This window comes from Legionella moravica DSM 19234, assembly GCF_000423305.1.
GTDB classification, from domain to species: Bacteria; Pseudomonadota; Gammaproteobacteria; order Legionellales; family Legionellaceae; genus Legionella; species Legionella moravica.
Map to the genome: position 1 here is coordinate 141,486 of NZ_KE384001.1, position 23,798 is coordinate 165,283.

Genomic DNA, 23,798 nt, shown 5'->3' on the forward strand with positions numbered 1-23,798 from the left:
AGAAAATAATATATGAATCGTAATAAATAATGATAAATTGAGGGATTCTAATTTTATAATATTGATAATGAAAAAGAACAAACTAGTGCCAGCTATCAGGATGGCTGCTTTAGAAGACGCTCAAGCAATTGCAGAAAATCATATTCGTTCTTGGCAGGAAATGTATAAAGAGTTCATTCCTGAGTCTATATTGCAGGATCTGTCCATTGAAGAACGAACGCAACAATGGTCAGACCTTATAAAACAGAACGTTAAAGTATTAGTTATTGAGGTGCATCATAAAATTGTTGGATTTGCGAGTATTTGCGCCTTTAGAGATGCGCATGGTGATGGAGGCAAAGGTGAAATTAGTGCCATTTATTTGCATCCTGATTATTGGCGCTTGGGTTTAGGAACTCAATTATGTCTTGCCGCATTATCCGAATTATCCTCTTCTGGTTATAAAACCATTTACCTTTGGGTATTATCTGATAACCATCAAGCACGAAAGTTTTATGAATCTCTGGGCTTTCATAATACGGGGACAACCAAAATGGAAGAATTTTATGAGGGAGGCGCTTTGTTAGAGGAAGTTCTTTATATGAAAAAGCTTTAGTTTTGCTGGGAGTGAGCTTATGAAATGATATTGAACCTTAATCTGTAGTGGTTAAGTCAGTACATAATGTGGTTGACATTTCACTCCATAAATAGGTGGACAACTGATGGTCCTTGAAAGGAAATGTCCATGAATAGGGGCAAAATACATTGTGAATAAATTTGGGGGAGCAGTGGTGCATCGTTACGTTAAGAATTAATTTTTTCGGTGATTATTGAATTTTTTTAATCACTTACCGATACTGGTTTGATTTTTTTATCGCCACCATGTGTTTTTTAAGAACATTTATTGTATAATATTCGTCCTTTTCATATGTGTAGGAAACTTCATGATAAGATCAACCTCAGTTCTAAATTTTCGCAGTATTTCGTCTGAATCACAAGCAGCTTCTTCCACGCCGTCAATCGGAGAGTTAAAATTAAAACATTCCCTTTTTATGGAAAGCCAAAAAGGCACTCCAGCGGATTTGTCTGAGGCATACAGTAAAATAAAGAAACAATTGTTTGAAAATCGCTCTGTAGAAGTGGCTCATTATGCCATAGAACAACTTAAAAAAATTTTAATTGAAGTTGAATCCACTCATAAAGACGTGTTTATCAATTCTCTAAAAGCCAAATGCAGGTATTTATTAGCATGTTGTCTGCTTTATGCAACAGCTCATTCCGGAGAAATAGATCTGGACATCAATAAGGCAGCTCTTGGATTAATTGAAAGCGCACGCATGCTTGGATTACCTGGTTTGGAAAAAGCACAGCAAATCAGCACCGATTACTATAAAAGAGCCATGCAACTTAGTGAATACTATGGAGTATACTTAAACCGTTTAAATACCCCATTGCCCGAATCTCCTTGGGGTTCTAGAATAGAAACACCTCTACGTAAAGTGGTTGGCGTATCGCTTTTTAATCATCAATTGGATGCAGCCAAAATCTACTTGATGGAAGAAATGCCAAAGATAATTGATGAGATGCTCTCAAACGCCATTGATTTTGATCCAAGAATGGGGAAAGACCGATATTTGTCCCCAAGATTAAATTCTAAATGATGCTCCAATTTTTTGGGGCATTTTTGACGTTTGTTTCAAGAACAGAGATGATGCTTTAGCTCTAATTTGGACAGTGGATTGATGGTGTCTGAATCGCTAAAGATCTTTCTGTTAATCAATCCTTAAGCTTTAATGTTTTAAACTAAAAAAAAGCCTAGAGGAGACTATCATGTCAAACAAGAAACTTAATGAGCGTTTGAACCATGAACTGGATGAACTTGGTGTACCTGCTTTAATGACGGAGCGCGTTCAAGTATGTTCCAAACTTTTTAAACTTCCCAGGTTTAAAGTAGAGGCATTGCTAAATGGGATAATTACCTTTGATAATTATTCCATGCAAAAAATAGCTGATGAGCTTGAAGTCAGCATAGGGTGGTTGATGGGTGTTACAAAAAGTAAAACCAGACACTAAGGTCTGTTGATAGTTCATCTAGCTACCCCTGGAACCCGCGCTTTTTGCGCGGGATCTATCTGTTCTCATTAACGCTGGTGTTGGAAAAATAATTTTTTATCACCGTACTCCGATGCCAATAACGAACTTTCCAACATTAACGTGCCTATGTGGTATTCTTTGCCCTGGTAGTCACCGTATACTTCATATAGTGGGCCAAAAGGTACTTTTGATAAGGAAAGTCTGAAATCTTCACGTGAGGTTTCTGGAATGATGTTTTGTACTGTACTGGCAGGTTTGAAGAAAATACGTTCTGGATAAACTGGAATGCCATTATATCTGCCATCGCCTGTCCAGGCAGCCAAATGCCAAAGTGGCAGATTATTAGCTGGGTCACGAGCCCATTCAAATATTTTCTCTATTGCTTTTAAAGTCCAGCTTGTGGGGTGGGGTATCTGATTGGAAAATTCTTTTGCAAAATAATTCCAATTTCCCTCTTGTCCTTCAAGAAGATTCATAACCTGTAAATTTACAGAGGGATTTTGAGAGACCATGAATTTAATGGCCATGCCGGGGACATAACTGTCATCAGAGGGCGCCGCTGCCAAAGACAGTCTGGCGATACCAATTGCGCCAGTCTCGTATATTCCTGTAAATGGATGATCTGCTGCCGGTATAAAAGCAACTTTACCTACTGATCCGTTGGCATGAATAATTTTCACGCGGCCTTTCGGGAGTTCATCGCTGGTGTAATCAAAAGTAGGTTTTAAGTTAAATAAACCATTCAGTTTTTCGAGTATTTCTGAAAAACTGTTGCCACTCAGTGGGGGCAGTGGATCCAGTTGATTGCTCAGGGTAATTTCATGCCATAGTAACTCTTGTTTTTCTCCGGCAGGCAGACTTTGGTAATTAGAAGGCAATTGAGCATATAAAGTTGAGCTTAGGCTTAAGTACAAGAGACTGCTAATAACTAAATTGAAACAACGGCGCATTAAAACCTCTCCTTGTTAATTTTTATGACTTAGGAAAAACCCAGGGTCGAGGTCAAAGGAATTTCTAATAAATGAGTTCAGCTTAACTCAACGACTGATTTAAAAATTCCCTTTAACGAATAGATCGGGCGTTGTTCCCAAGTCCTGATTTTGTTTAATTCCATGACAGGTTATACGAATTAGAGAATTTGATCCATATTCAGCGTGTTAAAGATCATTTATCTTCTGGACTCTATTTAACTTCTTCACCTATCATTACCGCAAGTTCGCAGCATGACGAGTTGCAATGAATCATTCCAGATAGACAGCGCTTGAGGCTATGGTAGAGTGATTAATTCATGCAGACGACAATGATAAGTGAGAATGCAGCTAAAAGTACAATTGGAGGATAGAATGATTGATAACAACCCAAATCCAGGCGATGATGAGTTACATGAAATGGCAAATCAGTACATAAGCACAGCAAGTAAACTAATATTTCAGGATTTGCCTCACGTAATTTCACAAATTATTGAACAAGAAATTTGGAATAAAAGATCTCATCCGTATAAAAATTTTGGCGAGTATGCGCTTGGTCAGTCGCCAGATGGGCTTGGTATTACTAACAATGACCTGTTGTGGTTGTTGAGAGCCGCCATGAACAAAAGTAATCAACACGCTGCTCATTGGGGGGATGTACTTGGTGAAGTAGATACCAGTGTTAGAATGTTAGCAAAAGAAAAGAAGATTCCGATTCGAGAATTACATCGCGATTTGACCGAACAGGATGTTATGAGTATGCAGTTAGCTCAGGAAAATACCATCACTTATCTACCTTCTCGTTCCAAATCAGCAGATGGTCAACTTTTGAAATTAAGAGCGAGCGATCCCGAAGCGTATGATAATGTTGTTCAAGGAAAAATGAAGCTTAAAGAAGCGATGCCTCAACCGACGCGAAAAAAACTACACCCAATTGAGTCGGTTAAAAATAAGTTTTCAAGTTTATCCAAATCAGATCGCGAAGCATTTTTAGCCTGGCTCGAGCAGGAAAGAGAGAATATGGTGTAACCTGGACTGGTTTTATGTCAGTTCAATGATTTTGCTGTTTAATGATGAAACAGGCTCAGGAACAACTGAACATCAGTTAACAAGGTACAGATAAGAGATTTCAGTTGTTCTTCTTCCTGAATGAGTATTGGTCAGGTGTTTAGTGATGAAATTCTACCCAGTTACTAAAAGTATCAAGGAATTTTTGTAAATAATTTTTAGTACTTTCATTGGTAATATTATAGTGTTCATCAATCAAGTCCTCTTTATACATGAGGTAGACTTCAGGTTGTCCCATGACGAACATATCGATTCCAACCAAAATGCTGCGCAGATGCGATTGAGCGACTGCAGTGCCTATAACTCCTGGGCTTGTACCAATGATGGCTACAGGTTTATTAGCCCAGGAATTAGCACCATAGGGTCGAGAACCCCAGTCAATGATATTTTTTAAAACTCCGGGAATGGAACGATTATACTCCGGAGTAGCTATTAAAATTCCATCGGCATGAGCAACTTCATTTTTCAGATCAATCACTGATTGCGGTGGATTTAATTCAATATCCTGGTTATACAAAGGGATTTGGTGCAAATCCAGGATTTTAAACTGAAGCTTGGGGTGATTTAATTTGTCTAGCGCGAGAACGAGTTTTTTATTAAATGATTCGTTTCGTAAACTGCCTATGATTACCTTAACTGTTAACATAGTGAATATCCCTATAGGTTTAAAATAAACAGTATATGCTATATTTGAAAGTTCTCAAAAGTCCCGAGGTATACTATCTCAGGTCAATTCACAACCAGATTTTCACCATGGATGACATTTCCTGGTTTAATAGGTTTGGATTCAGTTACTGTTCTGCTTGAAGACTCTTGGGTGCTGGGCTTTTCGACCAAAACCTGGCTGTGGGTTGACTGTTGGAAGATCATGAAAAAGCATGCGATAAACAAGATGCTGAACCGATTAATAACCATATTAATTACCCAAATAAAATAAAATTTGCACTATATTAACACAAATACGAACTGTGCGCATTAAAATTGTTCTGTTTTTTAAAGGGGATAAAATCTGTCAAGTTATGAAATTTGGGCTAATCTTAATGTATATCAGCTACAATTCATAAAAATAAAGAATTCAGAGGGAATTGAATGAGCAGATTGTTAATGGTGGTGCTGGCCATATTAAGTCTATTGACTGTTTCTTGTAATAACTCAACTTCCAATGCCCCTGCTACGCCTGTTGAAGTGGATGTGGCTTTACCATTAATAAAAAAAATTGTCGAATGGGATGAGTATACAGGCCGTTTTCAGGCCATTGAAGATGTTGATATCCGATCGCGCGTTACAGGTTATTTAACTTCAATTAATTTTAAGGACGGTCAAATCGTTAAAAAAGGAGATGTATTGTTTGAGATTGATCCCAGACCGTTTCAATATGCCTTGGAGGTCGCTGTTGCTGAGGAAGATTTGGCCAAAAAACAATACGATAGGGCTTTAAAACTTAAGGCATCCAGTTTTATTTCTGCCGAGGCGATTGATCAACGCTATAAAGAGATGCAAGTAGCTACTACCCAGGTGAATGAAGCCAAATTAAATCTGGAATTTACCCATATTACTGCTCCCATAGGTGGGCGAATTAGCCGTTATTATGTCAGTGTTGGGAATCTGATCAAAATGAATGATACTATTTTAACTAAAATTATATCCCTGGATCCCATCCATTTTTATTTTGAATTCAGTCAAAATGATTTGCTTAAATACATCAGGCTGGACAAGTCAGGGAAGCTTCCCAGGTCAGATGCTCATTCGAATACTATCATGGTCAAATTACAGGATGAAACTCAGTTTGTTCATAAAGGCAAAATGGATTTTATCGACAACGTGGTCGATCAGGGCACTGGAACGATTCAAGGGCGTGCTCTTATTCCCAATCCTGATAACATCCTTTATCCGGGCTTTTTTGGCAGGGCACGATTAATCAGCAGCGGTGAGTATGAGGCCATTTTGTTGCCTGATAAAGCAATCAACACCGATCAATCCAAGAACTATGTATACATTGTTGATAAACAAAATAAGGTACAGCGTGTGTATATTGAACTCGGAGCCTTGCGTGATAGTGGTTTTTATGTGATCAAATCAGGTCTTAAAGGGAATGAACATGTTGTTATCAGCGGCATTCAACGAATTCGAGTACCTGAACAGGAAGTGAAGCCGGTTCTGATTAAATTGTCTGAATAAAAATAATCCTATATAACGGGACTCTATTAATGAAAATGCCTCATTTTTTTATAGAAAGACCGATATTTGCTTCTGTACTGTCAATTATCATCGTAATTGTCGGTTCTTTAGCCTATTTTAATTTGCCTATAGAGCAATACCCTCAAGTTGTTCCTCCCACCATTCAGGTTACTGCATCGTATCCAGGAGCTAATGCAAAAATTGTGGCAGAAACCGTAGCCACACCCATTGAGCAAGAAATGAATGGTGTAGAAAACATGCTCTATATGGATTCGCAATCAAGCGATGATGGGCAAATGCGATTGACGATTACCTTTAAAATGGGTACCAATTTGGATATGGCCCAGGTTCTTGTTCAAAACAGGGTGGCGATAGCGGAACCACGATTGCCAGAAGCGGTGCGTCGTATAGGGATTAAAACAGTAAAAAACTCTCCCGATTTATTGTTGGTTATTAATATGTACTCACTGAATAAAAAGTACGATCAAACCTATTTGGGTAATTATGCTGTACTGCAAATCAGGGATAAAATAAAACGTATAGACGGAGTAGGTGATATTCGGTTGGTGGGTGCCAGTGAATATGCGATGCGAATTTGGCTTAATCCTGATTTGATGAATTCTTATGATTTGACCGCCAATGAGGTGATTAACGCACTGGCGTCGCAGAACGTGCAGATTGCCAGCGGTACTTTGAATAGAGCGCCGCAAAAGTCCCAGCTCGGCATTGAATATACGATAGAAACTCAGGGACGCCTGATAAAGGCAGAACAATTCGCTCAAATCATCATTAAATCTGGAGAAAATGGTCGACTTGTCCGTTTAAAAGACATTGGCAGGGTCGAATTAGGGACACAAGAATATGCTACAAAAGGATATCTGGGAAAAAATCCAGCGATTGCATTGCCTGTTTTTCAGCGTCCGGGAACTAACGCGATTGAGGCTGCAAATGAAATAAAGGCGACCATGCAGGAGCTGTCAAAATCATTTCCGGAAGGGGTTGTTTATGACATTGTTTACAATCCGACGAATTTTGTTGCCGAATCCATCAATGCAGTAAAACGCACAATTTATGAAGCTGTTTTATTTGTGGTTTTAGTGATTTTACTGTTTTTGCAATCCTGGCGTGCTGCGATTATTCCAATTATTGCAATTCCAATTTCATTGATTGGCACGTTTGCTGTGATGGATGCAGTAGGTTTTTCGTTAAATTATTTAACTTTATTTGGTTTGGTTTTGGCTATTGGAATTGTTGTAGATGATGCCATTGTGGTTATTGAAAATATGGAGCGTAATATCAGTTCGGGCATGAGCCCGCGTGAAGCGGCACACAAAACCATGTCAGAAGTAGGCTCCGCCTTGGTCGCAATTGGTTTGGTTCTGGTCTCTGTGTTTTTACCCACCTTGTTCCTGGAAGGATTGTCCGGACGATTTTATCAGCAATTTGGCGCAACGATTTCTATTGCAACGATTATTTCCGTTTTTGTCTCTTTAACCTTAAGCCCTTCATTGGCTGCTTTATTGCTTAAATCCCATGGAAATAATAATGAGAAATTTAATCGGGAAAAGTGGAGGAATCCCATAAGAATGAGTCTTGAGGGATTTAATCGTTTCATTGATTCCATTTCCAGGTTTTATGGCCGATTCATCGCTAAATTAATCCATCATACCGGCAAGATGTTATCTATTTACATTCTTTTTATTTTAGTCACTGTATTATTATTTGGCTCTGTACCCAGAGGTTTTATACCCAAACAGGATCAGGGATATTTTATCGTTTCCATTCAATTACCCCCCGGAGCCTCCCTCAGCCGTACCGATGCAGTAGTCCAAGACGCAATCAATAAAATATTAGCGATTCCCGGGATTAAAAATGCGGTTGCTTTTGCTGGATTTTCCGGGGCAACTTATATTAATTCATCAAATTCTGCTGCGATTTTTTCAGTATTAAAACCCTTTGATGAGCGAAGAAAACTTGGATTGAGTTACAATCAGATTTTGGCTCAGTTAAGGAAGGAGCTGGGCTCGATTAAAGATGCGTTTATTGTGGTCATTCCGCCTCCTCCTGTCCGTGGTATCGGTAATGCAGGGGGATTTAAGATGATGATTGAGGATAGGGGCGGGCGAGGTACGCAGGTATTGTATGATGCTGTAATGACCCTTGCGCAAAAAGCGAATCAGGCTAAAGCAACCACATCAGTATTTACCTTGTTTGAAAACAGCACGCCCAAAGTTTTTCTGGATTTTGATAAAGAGAAAGCCGAGCAGCTTGGAGTACCTGTTGCCCGAGTGAACGAAGCACTTGAAGTGTATCTGGGTTCGGTATTTGTTAATGAATTTAATTATTTGGGACGAACTTATCGAGTGATTGCTCAGGCTGATGATGAATACCGTAAACGAACAGAGGATATTTATCAGATCAAAGTTCGTAATAATCAGAATGAAATGGTTCCAATCGGCTCCCTTGCAACAATCAAGATTACAGAGAGCCCTGCGAGAATGCCTCGATACAATCTGTATCCAGCAATTGATTTATTGGGAGACATAACACCTGGCTACAGTACAGGCGACGCTCTGGCTACGATGGAGCAATTGGCTAATGAATATTTACCGGAAGGAATTAGTTATGAGTGGACCGACATTGCTTACCAACAAAAGACAGCTGGTAATACCGCTGTTATTGCTTTTCTCCTGGGAGTGGTTTTTGTCTATCTGGTTTTGGCTGCTCAATATGAAAGTTTGACCTTGCCTTTGGCGGTGATTCTGATTGTTCCCATGTGTTTGTTTTCTTCGATGTTAGGGATAAAAATCCTGGGGATGGAAAATAATATTATGACTCAAATGGGGTTTATTATACTGATAGGTCTTGCTTCGAAAAATGCCATTTTGATTGTTGAATTTGCTCGTACCCTTGAACAGAATGGCGCCAGTCGATGGAAAGCGGCTATTCAAGCAGCCAAGCTTAGATTACGGCCTATTTTAATGACTTCTGTTGCCTTTATTCTTGGTGTATTCCCTTTAGTTATTGCAGAGGGAGCTGGAGCTGAAATGCGCCAAGCGCTTGGTGTGGCGGTGTTTAGCGGCATGATAGGCGTAACCTTTTTTGGTTTGATATTTACTCCGGTTTTTTATGTACTGACCAGTAAATTCGCGAGCATGTTTTCAAACAATAAAAGCCAAAATAAATCAGATGCTCTTTAAACTCAATCTCTGAATTAGTAGTGAATGAACGTGAGGGTTTTCAAGAATCAGATGCTGATTTTTGAAAAGGAATGGACATGGGACAACAAAGGATATTACATCATGGAAACTATAGTCTCTGAATCTGGAACAGGTAAATTTTCCCAGGAAATAAGGATAGGTGCACATGCGTTAAAAGCAGATGAACCTCTTGCCAGTGGAGGCAACGACACCGGCCCATCACCTTATGATTTATTGCTAGCAGGGTTAGGTTCGTGTACCTCCATGACGCTACGCATGTATGCTGATTTTAAAAAGATTCCATTAAGAAAAGTCATTGTGAGATTACAGCATGAGAAAATATATGCAGAGGACTGTGCTGATTGCGAAAATAAAAACTCTAAAATGGATCATATAATCCGAAAAATTGAGTTACAAGGTGATCTAACCGAAATTCAAAGGCAAAAATTACTTGAGATGGCCGATAAATGCCCAGTTCATCGCACGTTAACATCTAAACTGTTTATTACTACCGAGCTTGTTCCCGAAGGATAGCGGGTTGGTGTATTTAATTACGATGAGGATAAAATTCAGCTTTGAACCGCTTTTTATTGCATGGAGCACCTGACAAGTATGGAGTGTTCAATGTGTTTTACATGACCGCAGCTTTTTTGCCGCAATTTGGCCTTGATATGGTAAGATTGGTGCTGATTTTAAAAGTGAGTCATATATGATTAAAGTAGGGCAGTTTAATAAATTAAACGTAATTAAAGAAGTACCCTTTGGTTTTTATCTTGATGGTGACGATTGGGGAGAAATCTTGTTGCCAAACAAATTTGTCCCTGAAGGTACTAAAGTAAATGATTCGTTAGATGTGTTTATTTATTTTGACTCCGATGACAAGATTATTGCCACCACACAGCGACCTCGCGTCAGATTAGATCATTGTGCCTTTTTAAAGGTTATAGATGTCAATCGTGTAGGTGCTTTCCTGGATTGGGGCCTGGATAAGGATTTATTGGTCCCTGTGCCGGAGCAGCAAAGGCCAATGGAATTGGGTAAATCTTATATCGTTTATGTCAAACAAGATAGCAAAGGCCGCATTATTGCCAGTTCGAAACTGGATCATTTTCTGGATAAAACCCCGTTTAATTTGAAACGAGGGGATGAGGTGAGTCTGCTTATTGCTGAAACTACCGATTTGGGAACTAAGGTGATTATCAATGATCGTCATTGGGGACTGATTCATTCCGGGGATATATTTCAAACTTTAAATTATGGCAGAAGAATGCCTGGTTATATTAAAACGGTTCGGGATGATGGGAAAGTTGATGTTGTTTTAAGAAAATTGGGGCGTGACAGCGTTCATGAACTGGCAGGGCGCATCCTTGCTCAATTAAACCAAAACAGTGGTTTTCTCCCGCTCCATGATAAAAGCTCTTCACAAGAGATTATGCGTGCCTTTGGCGACAGTAAAAAAAGTTTTAAAAGTGCGATTGGCCAATTGTATAAAGAGGGTGTGATCTCTATCGAGGATAATGGAATTCGATTACGCAATAAAGCCAGGAACATCAAATGATTTTGTTTCTATATATGGAGACATAATTGCTTCAGGATAACAGCGCAAAAGCATTGGATCAACTATGTCTCAGCATCAGGTAGCTGCCGTTAAATAAATCTAAGCCGAATTCCCGCGGTGAAGACCGCTGGAACTAATGCTTGAGTGCCACCATCATGGATTCCGAGGTCACAGCCTCGGGAATTCGCTTGAGATTTGAGTACATGCTGCTTTCGAATTTCCGCGGCTGTGACTGTTGAATCCAGAGAGTAGAACGGGTCTGGTTTTTAAAGATGAGTAGACGATTCGGCAGTGCATTCGTGACAACTTTTCCCATGATTATCGAGGGATCCTCCTTAACTTTCTGTCCACTTGATTCCTTAAGATAACAGTGTACTATTCATTTTTTTTGAAACAGGGAAGGTTATGAAAACATATCATGTATTAAAAGGTATTTTTTGTGTTTGGTTTTCTATTGTTTTCTGCGTCAATGGTTACGCTGCTGCTACGTCAAATCAAACTCTGGTACAGTACGTCTCAATGGGGGTGTTCTCCAAGAAAACGGCTCGGGTTGCATTAAATAAAATGCCCCCGCTGGATACTCTTGCCGTTCATCATAAACTGCAATTGTATAAAATTCTTTACAGAACTCCCGCTCCCGATGGAAGCCTGACGATTGCTTCCGGACTGGTTGCTATGCCAATATCTCCAACCACCAAGGTTGGGATTGTCAGTTACCAGCATGGCACACGGTTTGAACGTAATGATGTGCCTTCTCGTAATAATGAAAAGAACTATATGTATCTGGCTGCATTTGGCAGTAGTGCAGGTTATATGATAGCCATGCCTGACTACCTTGGTCTTGGGGATAATGAACTGCCTATTCATCCGTATGTGCAGAGTGACACACTCGCCAGTAGCAGTGTGAATATGCTAATCGCCGCTAAGGAACTGGCTCATACTTTAAATTATCCAATCAGTGAGAAGTTGTATCTTGCCGGTTATTCTGAAGGTGGTTTTTCTACCAATGTCATGTTTGAATTACTGGTAAATCAATATCCCGATCTTCCAGTTACCGCGGTTGCTTCCGGATCGGCGCCATATGATTGGGATGAAACCATGAGTTTCATTATGCTTGACCCAGGCCCTCGTGCAACAGCGTATCTGGCTTATTTCTTTTATACATTACAAACTTACAGACATTATTGGGCTGATTTTAATGAACTTTTTGTGCCGCCTTATAATACACTGATTCCTGTTTTATTGGATGGTAATCATACCGCAGCCGAAATTCTCCAGGCCTTGCCTTTGAATCCACAGATCATACTGCAACCTGCTTTTTTTAGTGGAATTATTAACCAAACGGATGAACATCTCGATATACTCAAAGCCAATTTCAATCACTATGATTTTGTTCCTAATGCTCCTTTTTTGATGATAGGAACTAAGGGAGATCGTGATGTTCCCTATCATGGCGCTGAAACTGCCTATGACATTTTCAGGAAAAAAAGCGATCAAGTTTTTATTAAGTCAATCAGTGACACCCTGGATCACATACAGGCTCATCCCTATGTCCTTAAGGAACAAGTAGAGTTTTTCAGGCAATTTGAGGACTGATTGATACAATGAAGAAAGGGGGTGAATTGAATGGTGTTACACTTGAACTCCATTAAATGAGTAAAGCGCATCACAATGAGGTAGAGCTTCTTAAAACTCGGAAGTTTTGCCATCAATAACGCTGTGGCGTAGCTCAAAATTCATCAACCAGGTCGTCATCAGAAGATCCTGTTCGGTATTGAGGATGATAAAACATCTTGATTGTGAGATGTTTCATCATCCAAAGGAAAGAGGGGCCAACTTTAGATTTTATTGGCTGGTCCTTGATCCAGCTTGTCCTGGATTTCGTCCACGATTTTTGATGATTTTGTTTTATGCACATGGAAGAATGAATTATCGTTTGCTAGATTAATTGCTCCTTTAACCAGTAATCCAATGCCGGCAGTTGATATTGCGATAGCTAAATTGATTAAAATCTCAGACCAACCTCTATGTTTTTCCAGTTGAGGACGCTCTTGATTAATAACATCAGTACAGGTTTTATTGAACGTCTGGCGATCCCCATCCTTTTGCAATTGAGTAAATGCATCAGTCAATGTGCCATGTATCTTCATTGCACTTTGGTAGGCTTCTACATGACCATCCCGCAGTAACTCCATGGCCTTGGTTCTGAGTTTATATAATTCACTATGAAAAGGACTTACTAAATCTTGAGGTTCTTGTTGAGGTTTAGATATGATTTGAGACGTAATGGGGGGCTCAACGCGTACTTCCGGAACAGATGATTGGGCAGGAGTTCTTTCTGAATGCTCTTTTTTATCAGATTGAATTACACGACTCACCTCTTCAACTGCATCTGCTTCCAGCTGCGCTAATGGTCCACCTTGAACTCCTAACACCTTATAAGTTCCTGTATTATTTGTTGCCCCTTTTCCTAGCATGTTATCCAGATTAATGATGTTTTTTTGTGTAGGTTCACCTGAGTCATGACCATGAGCATAAAACATTTGATATCCATTATGATCTTGTTCTCTGCTTAAATAATAATAATCACGATTCCATATTAAAAAGGTTACTGGATCATTTTTAAAGTCTCTGGAATTTGACATGTTCTTTGTCAGGGTATGAACTGTTCCTGCTTTAACGTGTTTGTCAAATACTGCATTAATCGCTTCTATGGTTCTTGCTAAATTTTCAGCAGTATCGTCTTTGTAAACGACCCCATCATCTTTAAAAAGTTCTGTCATAGAACGAATGGTTTCTAATCCTATGCCCGCATGACTGTATACTGTAAGGTTGTCGCCATCGAGAGTATAGGAGATTAATTTCAAGTTGGGTAAGTAACTGGCTTGAACCAATTGATCGACTTCATCTTTTGTAATCACTCCACGTTCAATCAAAGCTCTCATGTTATCCATAGATCTGGATTGCCCCATAAAACCAATATTGGGAGCATATAACTCCTGATTTTGTTCATATGGAATCATAAATTCAATACCATGATTTGAAAGCAGTATTTCGGTTTGAACACCTGACTTGTTGAGTTTCTCAAGAATTTTAAAAATGAAATAGTCGTTTTGGCCGCGGTCGCAGATTTCATCTCCAACAAAACGTATGAGAGGTTTTTCTCCAATTTCCAAATTATCAACAATAGCATTAAAGGCTTTAATATCTTCTTTAGTTAGATTGTCCTTCAGATAGATATCTTTTAATTGAGTATATTGTGCGTCACTTATCTTTAGAACACCATTTGTCACTAAAAAATACATCATCAACATTGCGTTAGCATGCAAGTCACCGATGGTGATCTCCGTTGCTGTAGTTATGTCCGCTTGAGGACATTTATAAATATCGATTCCAGGTTTTTCAATTTTAGAATGGGTCATTTTGCACCGCCGTAAGGTTGGTTTTATTTAGATTTGTTCTTATTATAGACAAGGTATATTAAGAAATTATTAAGCTGGTCTATAGTAGCATGACTGAGGAGATTATTTGGGTCGCAAAAGGGGAGCATCATTGTGTTGGATTATACTCAAAATTTATCGGTGTAGTGAGTACAGATAATGCCAATTGAATCGTATTGTTTATATCTTTTAATGTGCTAAAGCCTACAAGGGTTTCCTGGTTCATGATTTCTTTAAAGGGTTCTAGATTAGAAAGAGGCTCACTAACTTCCGCATAATGTTCGGAATATTTTCTAAGCAAATCAAATGAGTCTGCTGTAACGGAGTTGCGAGGGAGTATTTCTGTGTGCCAATGACCCATTTGATGGGAATCGGGATTAATTTTGTATGCGCTGATTCTGTTTTTTGTTTCGATGAAAACAGAGAGTTGGGACTTGCGTACATAAATACCAATAATACCATTAAAATCAATAGGATGAGTTTTAGTAATCACTGACGATTCAACTGCAGTTGTTGGATATGTATTAGCTGCTGTTAATGCACTGAAATTGGTATCATACATTGTTATTCCTGATTATTTTTTAATAATTTTAATTAGGTCCTATGAACGAATGTTTAATTCGTTGCAAACAAGTTGTCGTTGCGAGCGTTTGCGACGATTCGATCTACTTCGCGAACACTCGAAATGACGTAATTTTATTCTACAAATAGTGTTTACATAACCCAGGGTGTGTTGACAATTTATCAATTAACTCTCAATGTCCCACGACTTCTTATGTATTAGTTATTATACAGGAGTAAGCTTAGGGTTTACTTAAAGAGTTAAATAAAATGAATAAATCAGTCATAAAAGTTTAAAATAAAAGAGTATATTTTAAGCTCGCTATTGTACAGTGTGTTGTGCCTTGTGAATTAAACAATCCCTTTATCCAGATAATCGAGGGGAAGGGCCGTAGTGTCATTAATCGTCCGTAATATAAAACTTGAGTGAACCGTTTCAACTCCATTGATGGCCGATAACTTACCCAGTAAAAATGCTTGATATGCCTGGAGATCAGGTACAATGATTTTTAACAGATAATCTGCTGATTGTCCTGTTATGAGGTAACATTGTACCACCTCAGGCAGAAAACGGACGGTCTCTTCAAAGGCATTCATAATGGCAGGCTTATGACTGTTTAATCCTACAAGCACAATAACCGTTAAGTGCAAGCCTAAATGTTCAGGCTCAAGAAGCGCAACTTGCTTTTTAATATACCCTTGAGCCTCTAATAATTTAACTCGCCGCAGGCAAGAGGAAGGAGAGAGCGCGACCAAGTCAGCTAATTCCTGATTGCTGATCTGAGAATCTGTTTGCAGAAGTTCAAGAATTTTCTTATCTGTACGATCCATCAAAATGCCTCTTTTCAATAAAAAATAGAAGATACAAGTAATAGTTTAGAATTTAATATCAAAAATATCTATTTTAGTGAAATTTAAATTCATTATCACGCATTTATAGTCTAATTTTGCAATTTAATTTCAACGATAATCAGTTAAAATCAGTGCTTGTTTATAATTTAGACACCATGTTCGCGTTAATCGCTTTTTTGAGAGGAATTATGTCAAACTCACGAATTCTTGCCTGGTTTGTATGGATTATTGTGTCCATATTTTACGCTTATCAATACGTTCTCAGAGTGATGCCTAGTATTATGATGGTTGATATTACCACTCAGTTTCATATTGATGCTGCTGTATTTGGCCAATTTTCAGGAATTTATTATTTGGGGTATTCTTTGATGCATTTACCTATAGGCATCATGCTCGATCGCTTTGGTCCACGTAAAGTGATGTCGGTATGCATTTTACTGACTGTTGTTGGATTATTGCCAATATTATTTGCAGAGCATTGGATTTATCCCTTGATTGGTAGAGCATTAATCGGGATTGGATCTTCTGCTGCTATTTTAGGAACATTTAAAATTATCCGTATGACGTTTAAGGAACAGCATTTTCCTCGGATGTTGAGTATTTCCGTCATGATTGGGCTTATAGGTGCTGTTTATGGTGGAGGGCCTGTAAGTTATTTGTGCTCTACCTTGGGTTATCAGGTGGTCGTTGAGTTGTTCGTTATTCTTGGCCTGGCACTGGCTTGTATTACTTATTTTATTGTTCCTGATGTTGAGGCTACGCATCAGGATTCTGTTATAGCCAATATAAAGGCCGTATTTACCAATAGTGATGTCATCCTGTTGTGTTGTTTCGCTGGTTTGATGCTTGGACCTCTTGAAGGCTTTTCTGATGTATGGGGCTCAGTTTTTTTAAAACAGGCTTATGGTTTTGATGTGACGACTGCTAATTACCTGCCATCAATGATTTTTATTGGGATGTGTTTTGGTTCCCCTGTGTTAAGTTTGATCGCTGAAAAATCAGGTTATTATTTGGGTACTATTATCGCAGCAGGCACTGTAATGTGCCTTATATTCAGTACCCTGGTGATGGGGGTGTTAACAGTAACGTCTATTTCCGTGAGTTTTATTTTGGTGGGAATGTGTTGTGCCTACCAAATTTTGGCAATTTACAAAGCGTCTACTTATGTTCCGGATAATCTGGCGGGTCTTACCACAGCTGTTGCCAATATGATCATCATGAGTTTTGGGTATGGTTTTCATTCTGTCATTGGTTATGTCATTAATGCTAATGGCGGAACTCAGGTGGTTCGTGCTTTTACTTACGGTATAGGGATCATTCCAGTGACCCTGGCTTTAGGTATTATTGGTTTTGTAATCATGGCATATAAAGAGCGAAATAGGGTACCTGTTCGTTTGGATGTGCAATTTAATTGATTGAGGGGAACTGATTCTTTGTTCCTCTTTTTATCATTCGTTTCATTGTTTGGAGTTAATTGAACTATAATTTTAAGATGTATGGTTAATTTCCCTGTGGGATCTCGTTAAACGTGATTCTGCACCAGGTCAATTGAGGATCATGAACAGGGGACTTTATGGATACTCTGAAAACGGAAATTCCTGATAATATTGGGCACACAACGTTCTATCGTGTCTTCATCCCCCCAGTTTTGTTGTCTTTATTTTGCCTTATTATTTATTATTACACCAGTTTTACTGTTTTTCATACCGTGGTAGAACTCTTTTCAATTTTCATTGGTTTTACCGCGATGACGGTAGCTACTACCAGTACTCGATTTACAAACAACCAATTTGTTGTATTTATTTCGATTACGGCTGGTTGGTGTGCGGGCCTCGATTTAACACACATTCTGGTTTATAAAGGGATGAATTTGATCCCTGGAGCAGGGGGAAACGAAAGTACCCAACTGTGGATATCTGCTCGGTTTTTACAGGCTTTTTCTTTTCTGGTAGCTCCATTTTTTTTTAGACACTCAATCAAAGTCTGGATCATTAATGCTGTATATGGCTTTTTATCCTGTTTCATTTTTATTACTGTCTTCCAAGGCCTTTTTCCACAAACGTACATTGAGGGATATGGGTTAACCTCGTTCAAGATTATTAGCGAATGGATCATTGTATTAGTTCAGTTCATGGCCTTGCTTCTGCTTTGGTATAACAAGAAAATGATGTCCGCTAGCTTGTTGTATTATTTAACTATGTCCATTACAGCAATGATACTGACTGATATCATCCTGTCTCATTATACCGATTTATTTGGTCTGGAAAACATAATCGGTCATTTGCTTAAAATATTTTCCTATTGGTTTATTTATGTCGCCCTGGTGGTGTCTACTTTACGAGAGCCTTTTAGCATGCTGGCTCGAGCCGCCAGTACTTATGACAACATCCCCGATCCAATAATGATCGTGCAGTCAAATACCCTGGTGAGTCAGGCTAATACTGCCGCAGCCCTTTTTAGTCATTTAAATGCCGAGCAGTTGGTTGGGCTTTCCAGCCATAGTGTGTTTCATGATCCCCGGATTACTCCAAAACAGTGCCCAGTCTGTTCACAACTCTCAATTAGAAATGATAGGTTTATGATTGAGCTGGAAATAGATGGATTATGGCTGGAATGCAGTCTGTCTCCTATAAATTCAGATATGTTTCCCAATTCATGGGTACAGATGATTCGCAATATCACCGATCGCAAACAACTTGAATTGGAACATAACAAGTTATTATCTGCGCTGAAGGAACGACTTAAAGAAATGAGCTGTCTCTATAACCTATCGAATATAATCGGCTCTAAAGACGACAAAACCATTGATGAACTATTGACAGAGTCAGTTGCCGAGATTCCTAAAGCATTTCAATTCCCAGATAAAATAGTTGCGATAATTCAAAGTAAATGGGGCAATCATTCTTCTCGTTCTGATTCAGAAAGGACCGATTACCATATTGAAAAAGAATTAATTATTGATCAAGAGTATGTGGGTAAAATTTCAGTTTATTATTCTGCTCCTCCCCTAGATTTGAAGAATATATTCCTTCCAGAAGAAGTCACCCTCCTGGATACCGTTGCTTTGCAATTAATTAGTGCTATACGACAAATTCTTGCAAAGCAAAAGGCAGTAAGTGCTGAACATCGATTTAAGGAAAGTGAACAGCATTTCCAGGCCATCATTGATCAGACTGGTGTCGGTGTTTATGTTCGGGATAAAAGCAAATTTTTATACGTTAACCCAAAATTTTGTGCTATTACGGGTTGGAGTCAAGATGAGCTGTTGCGTTTTAATTTATTAGATTTGATTGAAGATGAGCCCACCAAAAAATACATCCAGAATCAATGGCAGGAGTTGTATGAAGGAAAATCAAGTATTTCTTATCAATTTCCGTTCAAGAGAAAAGATGGGGTACAACTAACTTTAAGGTCTGATGCAACAGTAGTAACCTGGGAAGGACAAACGGAATACCTTGCATTAGTCCAGGACATTACGGAAATTGAACATGCTAACAAACAAATTAATAAGTACATTGAGCAGTTGGAGAAAGCAATAAAAGGAACGTTTACAGCAGTTTCCAATATAGTTGAGATGCGAGATCCCTATACAGCAGGCCATGAGCGCAGGGTCGGACTAATTGCCCGGGTTATTGGTGAGGAATTGGGGTGGTCTGCAGATCGCTGTGCTTCATTAGAGCTTATCGGTTTGGTCCATGATGTTGGTAAAATTTCAATTCCTGCTGAAATACTGTCCAAACCGAGCAAATTGACTGATCTTGAAATGGAATTAATCAAGGGTCATGCACAGGCTGGTTATGATATTTTAAAAGACATTCACTTTAATCTTCCAGTTGCTGAAATTATACTACAACACCATGAACGTCTCGATGGAAGTGGCTATCCCCGTGGTTTAAAAGGGGATGAAATTCTACCAGAAACACGTATTATTTCTGTTGCTGACGTATTAGAGGCAATGGCCTCCTTTAGACCCTATAGACCTGCCTTGGGGGTTGAAGCAGCGGTCGCTGAAATTAAGCGTGGCAGAGGCGTTCTATATGATGCACAAGTTGTTGATGTTGCTTGTAAACTGATTAGCGAGAAAAAAATAATATTAACACACACTGAACATTAATTTGATAATTTCCTTATATTCGTCAGTCAGGATAGTCCACGGCTGTCCCATTAAAAATATGACGTCTTTCCGAGCGTAGCGAGGAATCTCCTGCAAATTGGCACAATCTGAATTAATGCATTAATTATCATTGGACGTTACATTACGTGAAGAGGATTCTCGCGTATGCAAAGATCATGCTCCTGAAAATAGGGCGATGGTTCGGCATATTATTTTGACCAGGTTACAAAATACCAAAAAGAAATTTAAGGATATGAGCATTAGGCGCCTGCAGAAAAAGGCTGGCTAGGGAGACTCAACTCTTGATATGATTTTAATGGCCACATTTTAATGGGATCGTGCAACCTTGCAGGAGATTCCTCGCTACGCTCGGAAAGACGTCATATTTTTAATGGGACAGCCGTGCAGGATAATCTATATCTCATTGATCTAAATTATTTTATATTTTAGACTCAATGGCCATTTGCTTAATTCACAATGTACATTGGTAATGAAGATTAGCTCAACAGAGAATATTATTCATTACATAACTTGAACATTATCATTTGATTGGAACTTTATTAATGAAAAAAACAAGGACTTTTCTTTCTTTAACTGTTGCGCTGTTTGGTGCTCACTCCTTTGCTGGTACTGGTGGGGTTGCATTTGAAGAGAATACAGGCTGGACTGGTTTTTATGTTGGCGCAAATGCCGGGTATTTATGGTCTGCAAGCAATTTAATCAGGAATTTGGGAATTCCATCTTATTATAATCCAGTTTTTTATCCTTTCTCGCAATCAATGTCTGAGACGATAGCCTTTCTTGGAACTCATGAAATTGACAATTCATCGGATAGTTTTATAGGAGGGGGGCAAATTGGATACAATGCTCAGATTTTGGATAAACTGGTTATAGGTATTGATGCGGATTTGGATGCTATAGCTCCAGCAAGCAGTACCAGTAATTTTGTAAGCACAGCAACAACTCCTCTGCTGGCAGGAGTGACTCATATTGCTAATATTACCCTTACTAAAAAACTGGATTACCTGGGTTTACTTAAAGGTCGTTTGGGGTATTTAATCAATCCTACTCTATTGGTTTATGGAGCGGGTGCGTTTGCTTATGGTGGCGCGACATTGAATACACAATACAACGTGACCAACACCCAACCTGTTTTTACTCCCATGTCGGGTTATGCTTCAGTACATGATGTTTTAGGCGGTTGGGCCGGTGGCGGTGGCGCAGAATGGTTAGTTACTCCCAAATGGAGCGTTAAAGCGGAATATATTTATTATAACTTAGGACCTATGCATAGCTATCTGACTCTTGCTCAGAATGCAGCGTTTAATCCCCTTGTTGAATATGCAGCTGCTTCAGTAAAATCCAAAGCGGAATTTACTGGAAATATTTTGAGGGTTGGCGTTAATTATCATTTTGGATAATGATTTTTTATTGAACGCATCAATTAAGCGGTGACTTCCAATTTCCGCGGCTTTGACCCTGTCTCTTGTGCACAACTCACCAAAGATGGCTCTTCAGTGAGTTGTGCACAAGAGACAGGGCTTTGACCTCGGAATCCAGAGATTAATGCTGGACTAGCTTTAATTAAAGTAAGGTTTTAAAGTCTGTTGTACATCCAAATCCAAAGTTCCCGAATTGGGATTAATGGCACTAACGGTGTCGCCAAGATAGCCTATTGCCCAAAAATAGACATTATTGGTTCCTATGCCGCTTTCTGCCAGATAAGGCATTAACGATTGGGTGAAGAAGCTTTTACCTGCTGCAGTTTTCCAGGATGCTTCGCCTAGTACGATAGGAAATCCCGCTTTATGCAGGAAGCCCCAGCTCCAGTCAAAACGTAAAGTACTCGCAATTCCAGGTTCGGTTTCCCAGCCAGCAACTTCTTTCGGATATACGTGAGGAGAAAAAACCAAATGTCCATTAGTACCGGCCTTATCATCACCCAATAACCAATCGACAGAATTTGAGTTTAGGTCGGGAACCTGTTTGTATAATTCATTAGTGAATTTATCAGAGTCAAATTGTGCGACTCCATTCTTTGCCAACTCTTTATTGAGCAGAGGTTTAAAATCTTCCCCCCAATTACCCTTAAATGAGACGACTTCCTGATTGTCACTGCAAGTACCCGGATCATTCCAATGATCGAAACCATTCGTGTAGCCTGGCAGGTTGTTTTTGGGGATACAAATGATTGGGTTGTCGGCATCATCGTTGCCACCACCTGAGCCTTCAACAAATAATAAAAGATCCGGGTTGGTCTGATGAATTGATTTCGCCGCAGTGGCAATAACCTGTGTCCACGCGACTTGATTATTTTTTGTTTTGAACCAGTTGAGCTGGTAGGGCTCATTAAAGACATCGATACCAATGACATTATCAAGACCTCGTTGTTTTATTTCATTAGCCAGAATTGTTAAATCTTTGGCGTATTGGTTCATGTCATAAACGGTTCCGTCACGCATACCATCACCGTAGCCATAACGATGATGCATGTCGATCATGACTTTAACCTTATTCTTTTTCATTTCCTCAAGCACTATCCAGAATGCTTGCTTCGGGCTTACTGCTTTGTCGCACGCTTTACCGCTTGCTTGCCACGATTTACAGAACAAACCATTACCTGACTCGGGTTTGTCTTTGTTGGAAAGCGCTTTATTTAAATCTACTTCAGACTGGTCGTCATAAAGAACGCCTGGCTGAATAGGTAATCGCACGGTTTTAAATGATACTGCATTTTGTTGGTCCACTCCTGAATCAGCATAATCACCGGGGTGTACTAATAAATCCATCAAACCTGCGCGTACCGTGTTCGAATCATTGGTCATACTGTAAAAGGGATTGTTTTGCAGGCCTTGAAAGACATTAGTATCCTGAAAGCCTGACCAGGATATACCGTTTATGGAAACTTGATTGCCTTCATTGTCATAAATTTGACCTTGATGAGTGTAGTAGGCATTCGCATCCAGCGTTATACCAAGCAATAAACCTAAACTGAGGTATTTTACAAAGCGCATGTGTCATTTCTCCATACAAGGTGATTATTAATATTCAAATGAATGAGCGTAAAAAGTTTATTATTTAAACATATTTGGGGTTATTTTGTACATTTTAGGTTGATATTTTACAAAAAAATTACATCTTGATGCGCCTGAAGAGAGGAGTGTGGAGGACAAAATGCTCAATAGGAAGATGTGGAGTCTGCTGATAATTGCCAATAAGTGTAAAAGCAGACTCTGACAGGGTATTAAAAATTCATGCTATCAACGTCAGAATTTCCATTGGCTAAATAGGATTTTTACCAGAAGAAAAGAGCCAGACGTTTAAATTATTTCTTATTTATTAGGGGCTGTTGACATTTCATTATGTTCAAGCCTACTTTCCGCGACTTGTTCGCGGAATCGATAGATTGTGCGCAAAACAAGAATATATTGCGCCTATAAAGAGTGAATTGGATCCCGCGAACAAGTCGCGGGACGTCGAAACTTGAATTGTGCACAGGCCCTAATAACAACGCAACGCACCCCATGCATTTCTCCAGCATCCGGGATGAGCTGGTGCTGGTGTTGAGAATGCGCCAGGATGATTTAAGACGCATGTTCCATTGTATATTGCTCTATGAAATCCATACCCACAACCTTGAGCTGCATTTGCAATGGAAGAAAAACTGACGGCTAAAAACAACAAACCAACCATAACACCTGTACGTACAACGCCTGAAAAGCACATAGAATGTGTATTCATGGCATCCTCCTTAGTTTTTTATTTGTTTTCCTGCAAACTAAGTAT

The 23,798-nt window shown here is 39.2% G+C and carries 20 protein-coding genes; 12 read left to right on the plus strand and 8 right to left on the minus strand.

All coding sequences use genetic code 11. The features are described from left to right. Positions 1-67 precede the first annotated feature (67 nt). The 3 genes from G543_RS0113450 to G543_RS0113460 all read left to right on the plus strand — a co-directional run bounded on the left by G543_RS0113450 (position 68) and on the right by G543_RS0113460 (position 2,052). Positions 68-595, plus strand: coding sequence for a GNAT family N-acetyltransferase (locus G543_RS0113450; protein WP_028384981.1), 528 nt, complete (start codon positions 68-70; stop codon positions 593-595). A 328-nt stretch (positions 596-923) separates the two neighbouring features. After that, on the plus strand, positions 924-1,640 hold the full coding sequence (locus G543_RS0113455; RefSeq protein ID WP_028384982.1) for a hypothetical protein: 717 nt from the start codon (positions 924-926) through the stop codon (positions 1,638-1,640). 169 nt (positions 1,641-1,809) lie between these two features. Next, positions 1,810-2,052: a hypothetical protein gene (locus tag G543_RS0113460; RefSeq protein WP_028384983.1), complete on the plus strand. Its 243-nt coding sequence runs from the start codon at positions 1,810-1,812 to the stop codon at positions 2,050-2,052. Positions 2,053-2,120: 68 nt separating this feature from the next. Here G543_RS0113460 and G543_RS0113465 read toward each other — a convergent pair whose 3' ends face one another. Then, positions 2,121-3,023, minus strand: coding sequence for a hypothetical protein (locus G543_RS0113465; protein ID WP_028384984.1), 903 nt, complete (start codon positions 3,021-3,023; stop codon positions 2,121-2,123). Between the two features lie 393 nt (positions 3,024-3,416). On the opposite strand from G543_RS0113465, the gene G543_RS0113470 reads away from it, so the two are divergent. After that, positions 3,417-4,070, plus strand: a complete 654-nt coding sequence (locus tag G543_RS0113470) for a hypothetical protein (protein WP_238584693.1) — start codon at positions 3,417-3,419, stop codon at positions 4,068-4,070. 139 nt (positions 4,071-4,209) lie between these two features. Here the strand turns inward: G543_RS0113470 and G543_RS0113475 are convergent, their stop codons facing one another. Continuing rightward, complete coding sequence (locus tag G543_RS0113475; protein WP_028384986.1) at positions 4,210-4,755, minus strand: NADPH-dependent FMN reductase; 546 nt, start codon at positions 4,753-4,755, stop codon at positions 4,210-4,212. 83 nt (positions 4,756-4,838) lie between these two features. After that, positions 4,839-5,024 (minus strand): hypothetical protein, encoded by a 186-nt coding sequence (locus tag G543_RS0113480; RefSeq protein ID WP_028384987.1) that lies wholly within the window; start codon positions 5,022-5,024, stop codon positions 4,839-4,841. A 174-nt stretch (positions 5,025-5,198) separates the two neighbouring features. On the opposite strand from G543_RS0113480, the gene G543_RS0113485 reads away from it, so the two are divergent. The 5 genes from G543_RS0113485 to G543_RS0113515 all read left to right on the plus strand — a co-directional run bounded on the left by G543_RS0113485 (position 5,199) and on the right by G543_RS0113515 (position 12,641). Beyond that, positions 5,199-6,287, plus strand: a complete 1,089-nt coding sequence (locus G543_RS0113485) for an efflux RND transporter periplasmic adaptor subunit (RefSeq protein WP_028384988.1) — start codon at positions 5,199-5,201, stop codon at positions 6,285-6,287. Positions 6,288-6,316: 29 nt separating this feature from the next. Further along, positions 6,317-9,487, plus strand: a complete 3,171-nt coding sequence (locus tag G543_RS0113490) for an efflux RND transporter permease subunit (protein ID WP_028384989.1) — start codon at positions 6,317-6,319, stop codon at positions 9,485-9,487. A 102-nt stretch (positions 9,488-9,589) separates the two neighbouring features. After that, on the plus strand, positions 9,590-10,021 hold the full coding sequence (locus G543_RS0113495) for an OsmC family protein (RefSeq protein WP_035922375.1): 432 nt from the start codon (positions 9,590-9,592) through the stop codon (positions 10,019-10,021). Between the two features lie 175 nt (positions 10,022-10,196). Continuing rightward, the gene (locus G543_RS0113505; protein WP_028384991.1) at positions 10,197-11,045 is read left to right on the plus strand and encodes a CvfB family protein; all 849 of its coding nucleotides are present in this window, start codon (positions 10,197-10,199) and stop codon (positions 11,043-11,045) included. Between the two features lie 405 nt (positions 11,046-11,450). Next, the gene (locus G543_RS0113515; protein ID WP_028384993.1) at positions 11,451-12,641 is read left to right on the plus strand and encodes an alpha/beta hydrolase family protein; all 1,191 of its coding nucleotides are present in this window, start codon (positions 11,451-11,453) and stop codon (positions 12,639-12,641) included. 242 nt (positions 12,642-12,883) lie between these two features. Here G543_RS0113515 and wip read toward each other — a convergent pair whose 3' ends face one another. From wip to G543_RS0113530, 3 genes are all read right to left on the minus strand, one after another. Next, entirely contained in the window at positions 12,884-14,467 is a 1,584-nt protein-coding gene (wip, locus tag G543_RS0113520) for a Dot/Icm T4SS effector Wip (protein WP_028384994.1), read from the minus strand. A 127-nt stretch (positions 14,468-14,594) separates the two neighbouring features. Further along, complete coding sequence (locus tag G543_RS0113525) at positions 14,595-15,047, minus strand: hypothetical protein (protein ID WP_028384995.1); 453 nt, start codon at positions 15,045-15,047, stop codon at positions 14,595-14,597. Positions 15,048-15,397: 350 nt separating this feature from the next. After that, entirely contained in the window at positions 15,398-15,883 is a 486-nt protein-coding gene (locus G543_RS0113530; RefSeq protein WP_028384996.1) for an Lrp/AsnC family transcriptional regulator, read from the minus strand. A gap of 203 nt (positions 15,884-16,086) precedes the next feature. Between G543_RS0113530 and G543_RS17995 the strand changes: the two genes are divergently transcribed. The 3 genes from G543_RS17995 to G543_RS18005 all read left to right on the plus strand — a co-directional run bounded on the left by G543_RS17995 (position 16,087) and on the right by G543_RS18005 (position 21,433). After that, positions 16,087-17,313, plus strand: coding sequence for an MFS transporter (locus tag G543_RS17995; RefSeq protein ID WP_035922342.1), 1,227 nt, complete (start codon positions 16,087-16,089; stop codon positions 17,311-17,313). A 158-nt stretch (positions 17,314-17,471) separates the two neighbouring features. Next, positions 17,472-20,012 (plus strand): MASE3 domain-containing protein, encoded by a 2,541-nt coding sequence (locus G543_RS18000; RefSeq protein WP_051190715.1) that lies wholly within the window; start codon positions 17,472-17,474, stop codon positions 20,010-20,012. A 563-nt stretch (positions 20,013-20,575) separates the two neighbouring features. Beyond that, positions 20,576-21,433 carry an outer membrane protein gene (locus tag G543_RS18005; protein WP_051190716.1) on the plus strand — a complete coding sequence of 286 codons (858 nt, stop codon included), beginning with the start codon at positions 20,576-20,578 and terminating at the stop codon, positions 21,431-21,433. A 159-nt stretch (positions 21,434-21,592) separates the two neighbouring features. Here the strand turns inward: G543_RS18005 and G543_RS0113555 are convergent, their stop codons facing one another. After that, on the minus strand, positions 21,593-23,026 hold the full coding sequence (locus tag G543_RS0113555) for a cellulase family glycosylhydrolase (RefSeq protein ID WP_028384997.1): 1,434 nt from the start codon (positions 23,024-23,026) through the stop codon (positions 21,593-21,595). 487 nt (positions 23,027-23,513) lie between these two features. Continuing rightward, positions 23,514-23,753, minus strand: coding sequence for a GCG_CRPN prefix-to-repeats domain-containing protein (locus G543_RS0113560; protein ID WP_028384998.1), 240 nt, complete (start codon positions 23,751-23,753; stop codon positions 23,514-23,516). Positions 23,754-23,798: the final 45 nt, after the last annotated feature.

Coding starts and splice junctions, on each gene's coding strand:
- G543_RS0113450 (WP_028384981.1), top strand. CDS start 68: ATGAAAAAGAACAAACTAGTGCCAGCTATCAGGATGGCTGCTTTAGAA.
- G543_RS0113455 (WP_028384982.1), top strand. CDS start 924: ATGATAAGATCAACCTCAGTTCTAAATTTTCGCAGTATTTCGTCTGAA.
- G543_RS0113460 (WP_028384983.1), top strand. CDS start 1,810: ATGTCAAACAAGAAACTTAATGAGCGTTTGAACCATGAACTGGATGAA.
- G543_RS0113465 (WP_028384984.1), bottom strand. CDS start 3,023: ATGCGCCGTTGTTTCAATTTAGTTATTAGCAGTCTCTTGTACTTAAGC.
- G543_RS0113470 (WP_238584693.1), top strand. CDS start 3,417: ATGATTGATAACAACCCAAATCCAGGCGATGATGAGTTACATGAAATG.
- G543_RS0113475 (WP_028384986.1), bottom strand. CDS start 4,755: ATGTTAACAGTTAAGGTAATCATAGGCAGTTTACGAAACGAATCATTT.
- G543_RS0113480 (WP_028384987.1), bottom strand. CDS start 5,024: ATGGTTATTAATCGGTTCAGCATCTTGTTTATCGCATGCTTTTTCATG.
- G543_RS0113485 (WP_028384988.1), top strand. CDS start 5,199: ATGAGCAGATTGTTAATGGTGGTGCTGGCCATATTAAGTCTATTGACT.
- G543_RS0113490 (WP_028384989.1), top strand. CDS start 6,317: ATGAAAATGCCTCATTTTTTTATAGAAAGACCGATATTTGCTTCTGTA.
- G543_RS0113495 (WP_035922375.1), top strand. CDS start 9,590: ATGGAAACTATAGTCTCTGAATCTGGAACAGGTAAATTTTCCCAGGAA.
- G543_RS0113505 (WP_028384991.1), top strand. CDS start 10,197: ATGATTAAAGTAGGGCAGTTTAATAAATTAAACGTAATTAAAGAAGTA.
- G543_RS0113515 (WP_028384993.1), top strand. CDS start 11,451: ATGAAAACATATCATGTATTAAAAGGTATTTTTTGTGTTTGGTTTTCT.
- wip (WP_028384994.1), bottom strand. CDS start 14,467: ATGACCCATTCTAAAATTGAAAAACCTGGAATCGATATTTATAAATGT.
- G543_RS0113525 (WP_028384995.1), bottom strand. CDS start 15,047: ATGTATGATACCAATTTCAGTGCATTAACAGCAGCTAATACATATCCA.
- G543_RS17995 (WP_035922342.1), top strand. CDS start 16,087: ATGTCAAACTCACGAATTCTTGCCTGGTTTGTATGGATTATTGTGTCC.
- G543_RS18000 (WP_051190715.1), top strand. CDS start 17,472: ATGGATACTCTGAAAACGGAAATTCCTGATAATATTGGGCACACAACG.
- G543_RS18005 (WP_051190716.1), top strand. CDS start 20,576: ATGAAAAAAACAAGGACTTTTCTTTCTTTAACTGTTGCGCTGTTTGGT.
- G543_RS0113555 (WP_028384997.1), bottom strand. CDS start 23,026: ATGCGCTTTGTAAAATACCTCAGTTTAGGTTTATTGCTTGGTATAACG.
- G543_RS0113560 (WP_028384998.1), bottom strand. CDS start 23,753: ATGAATACACATTCTATGTGCTTTTCAGGCGTTGTACGTACAGGTGTT.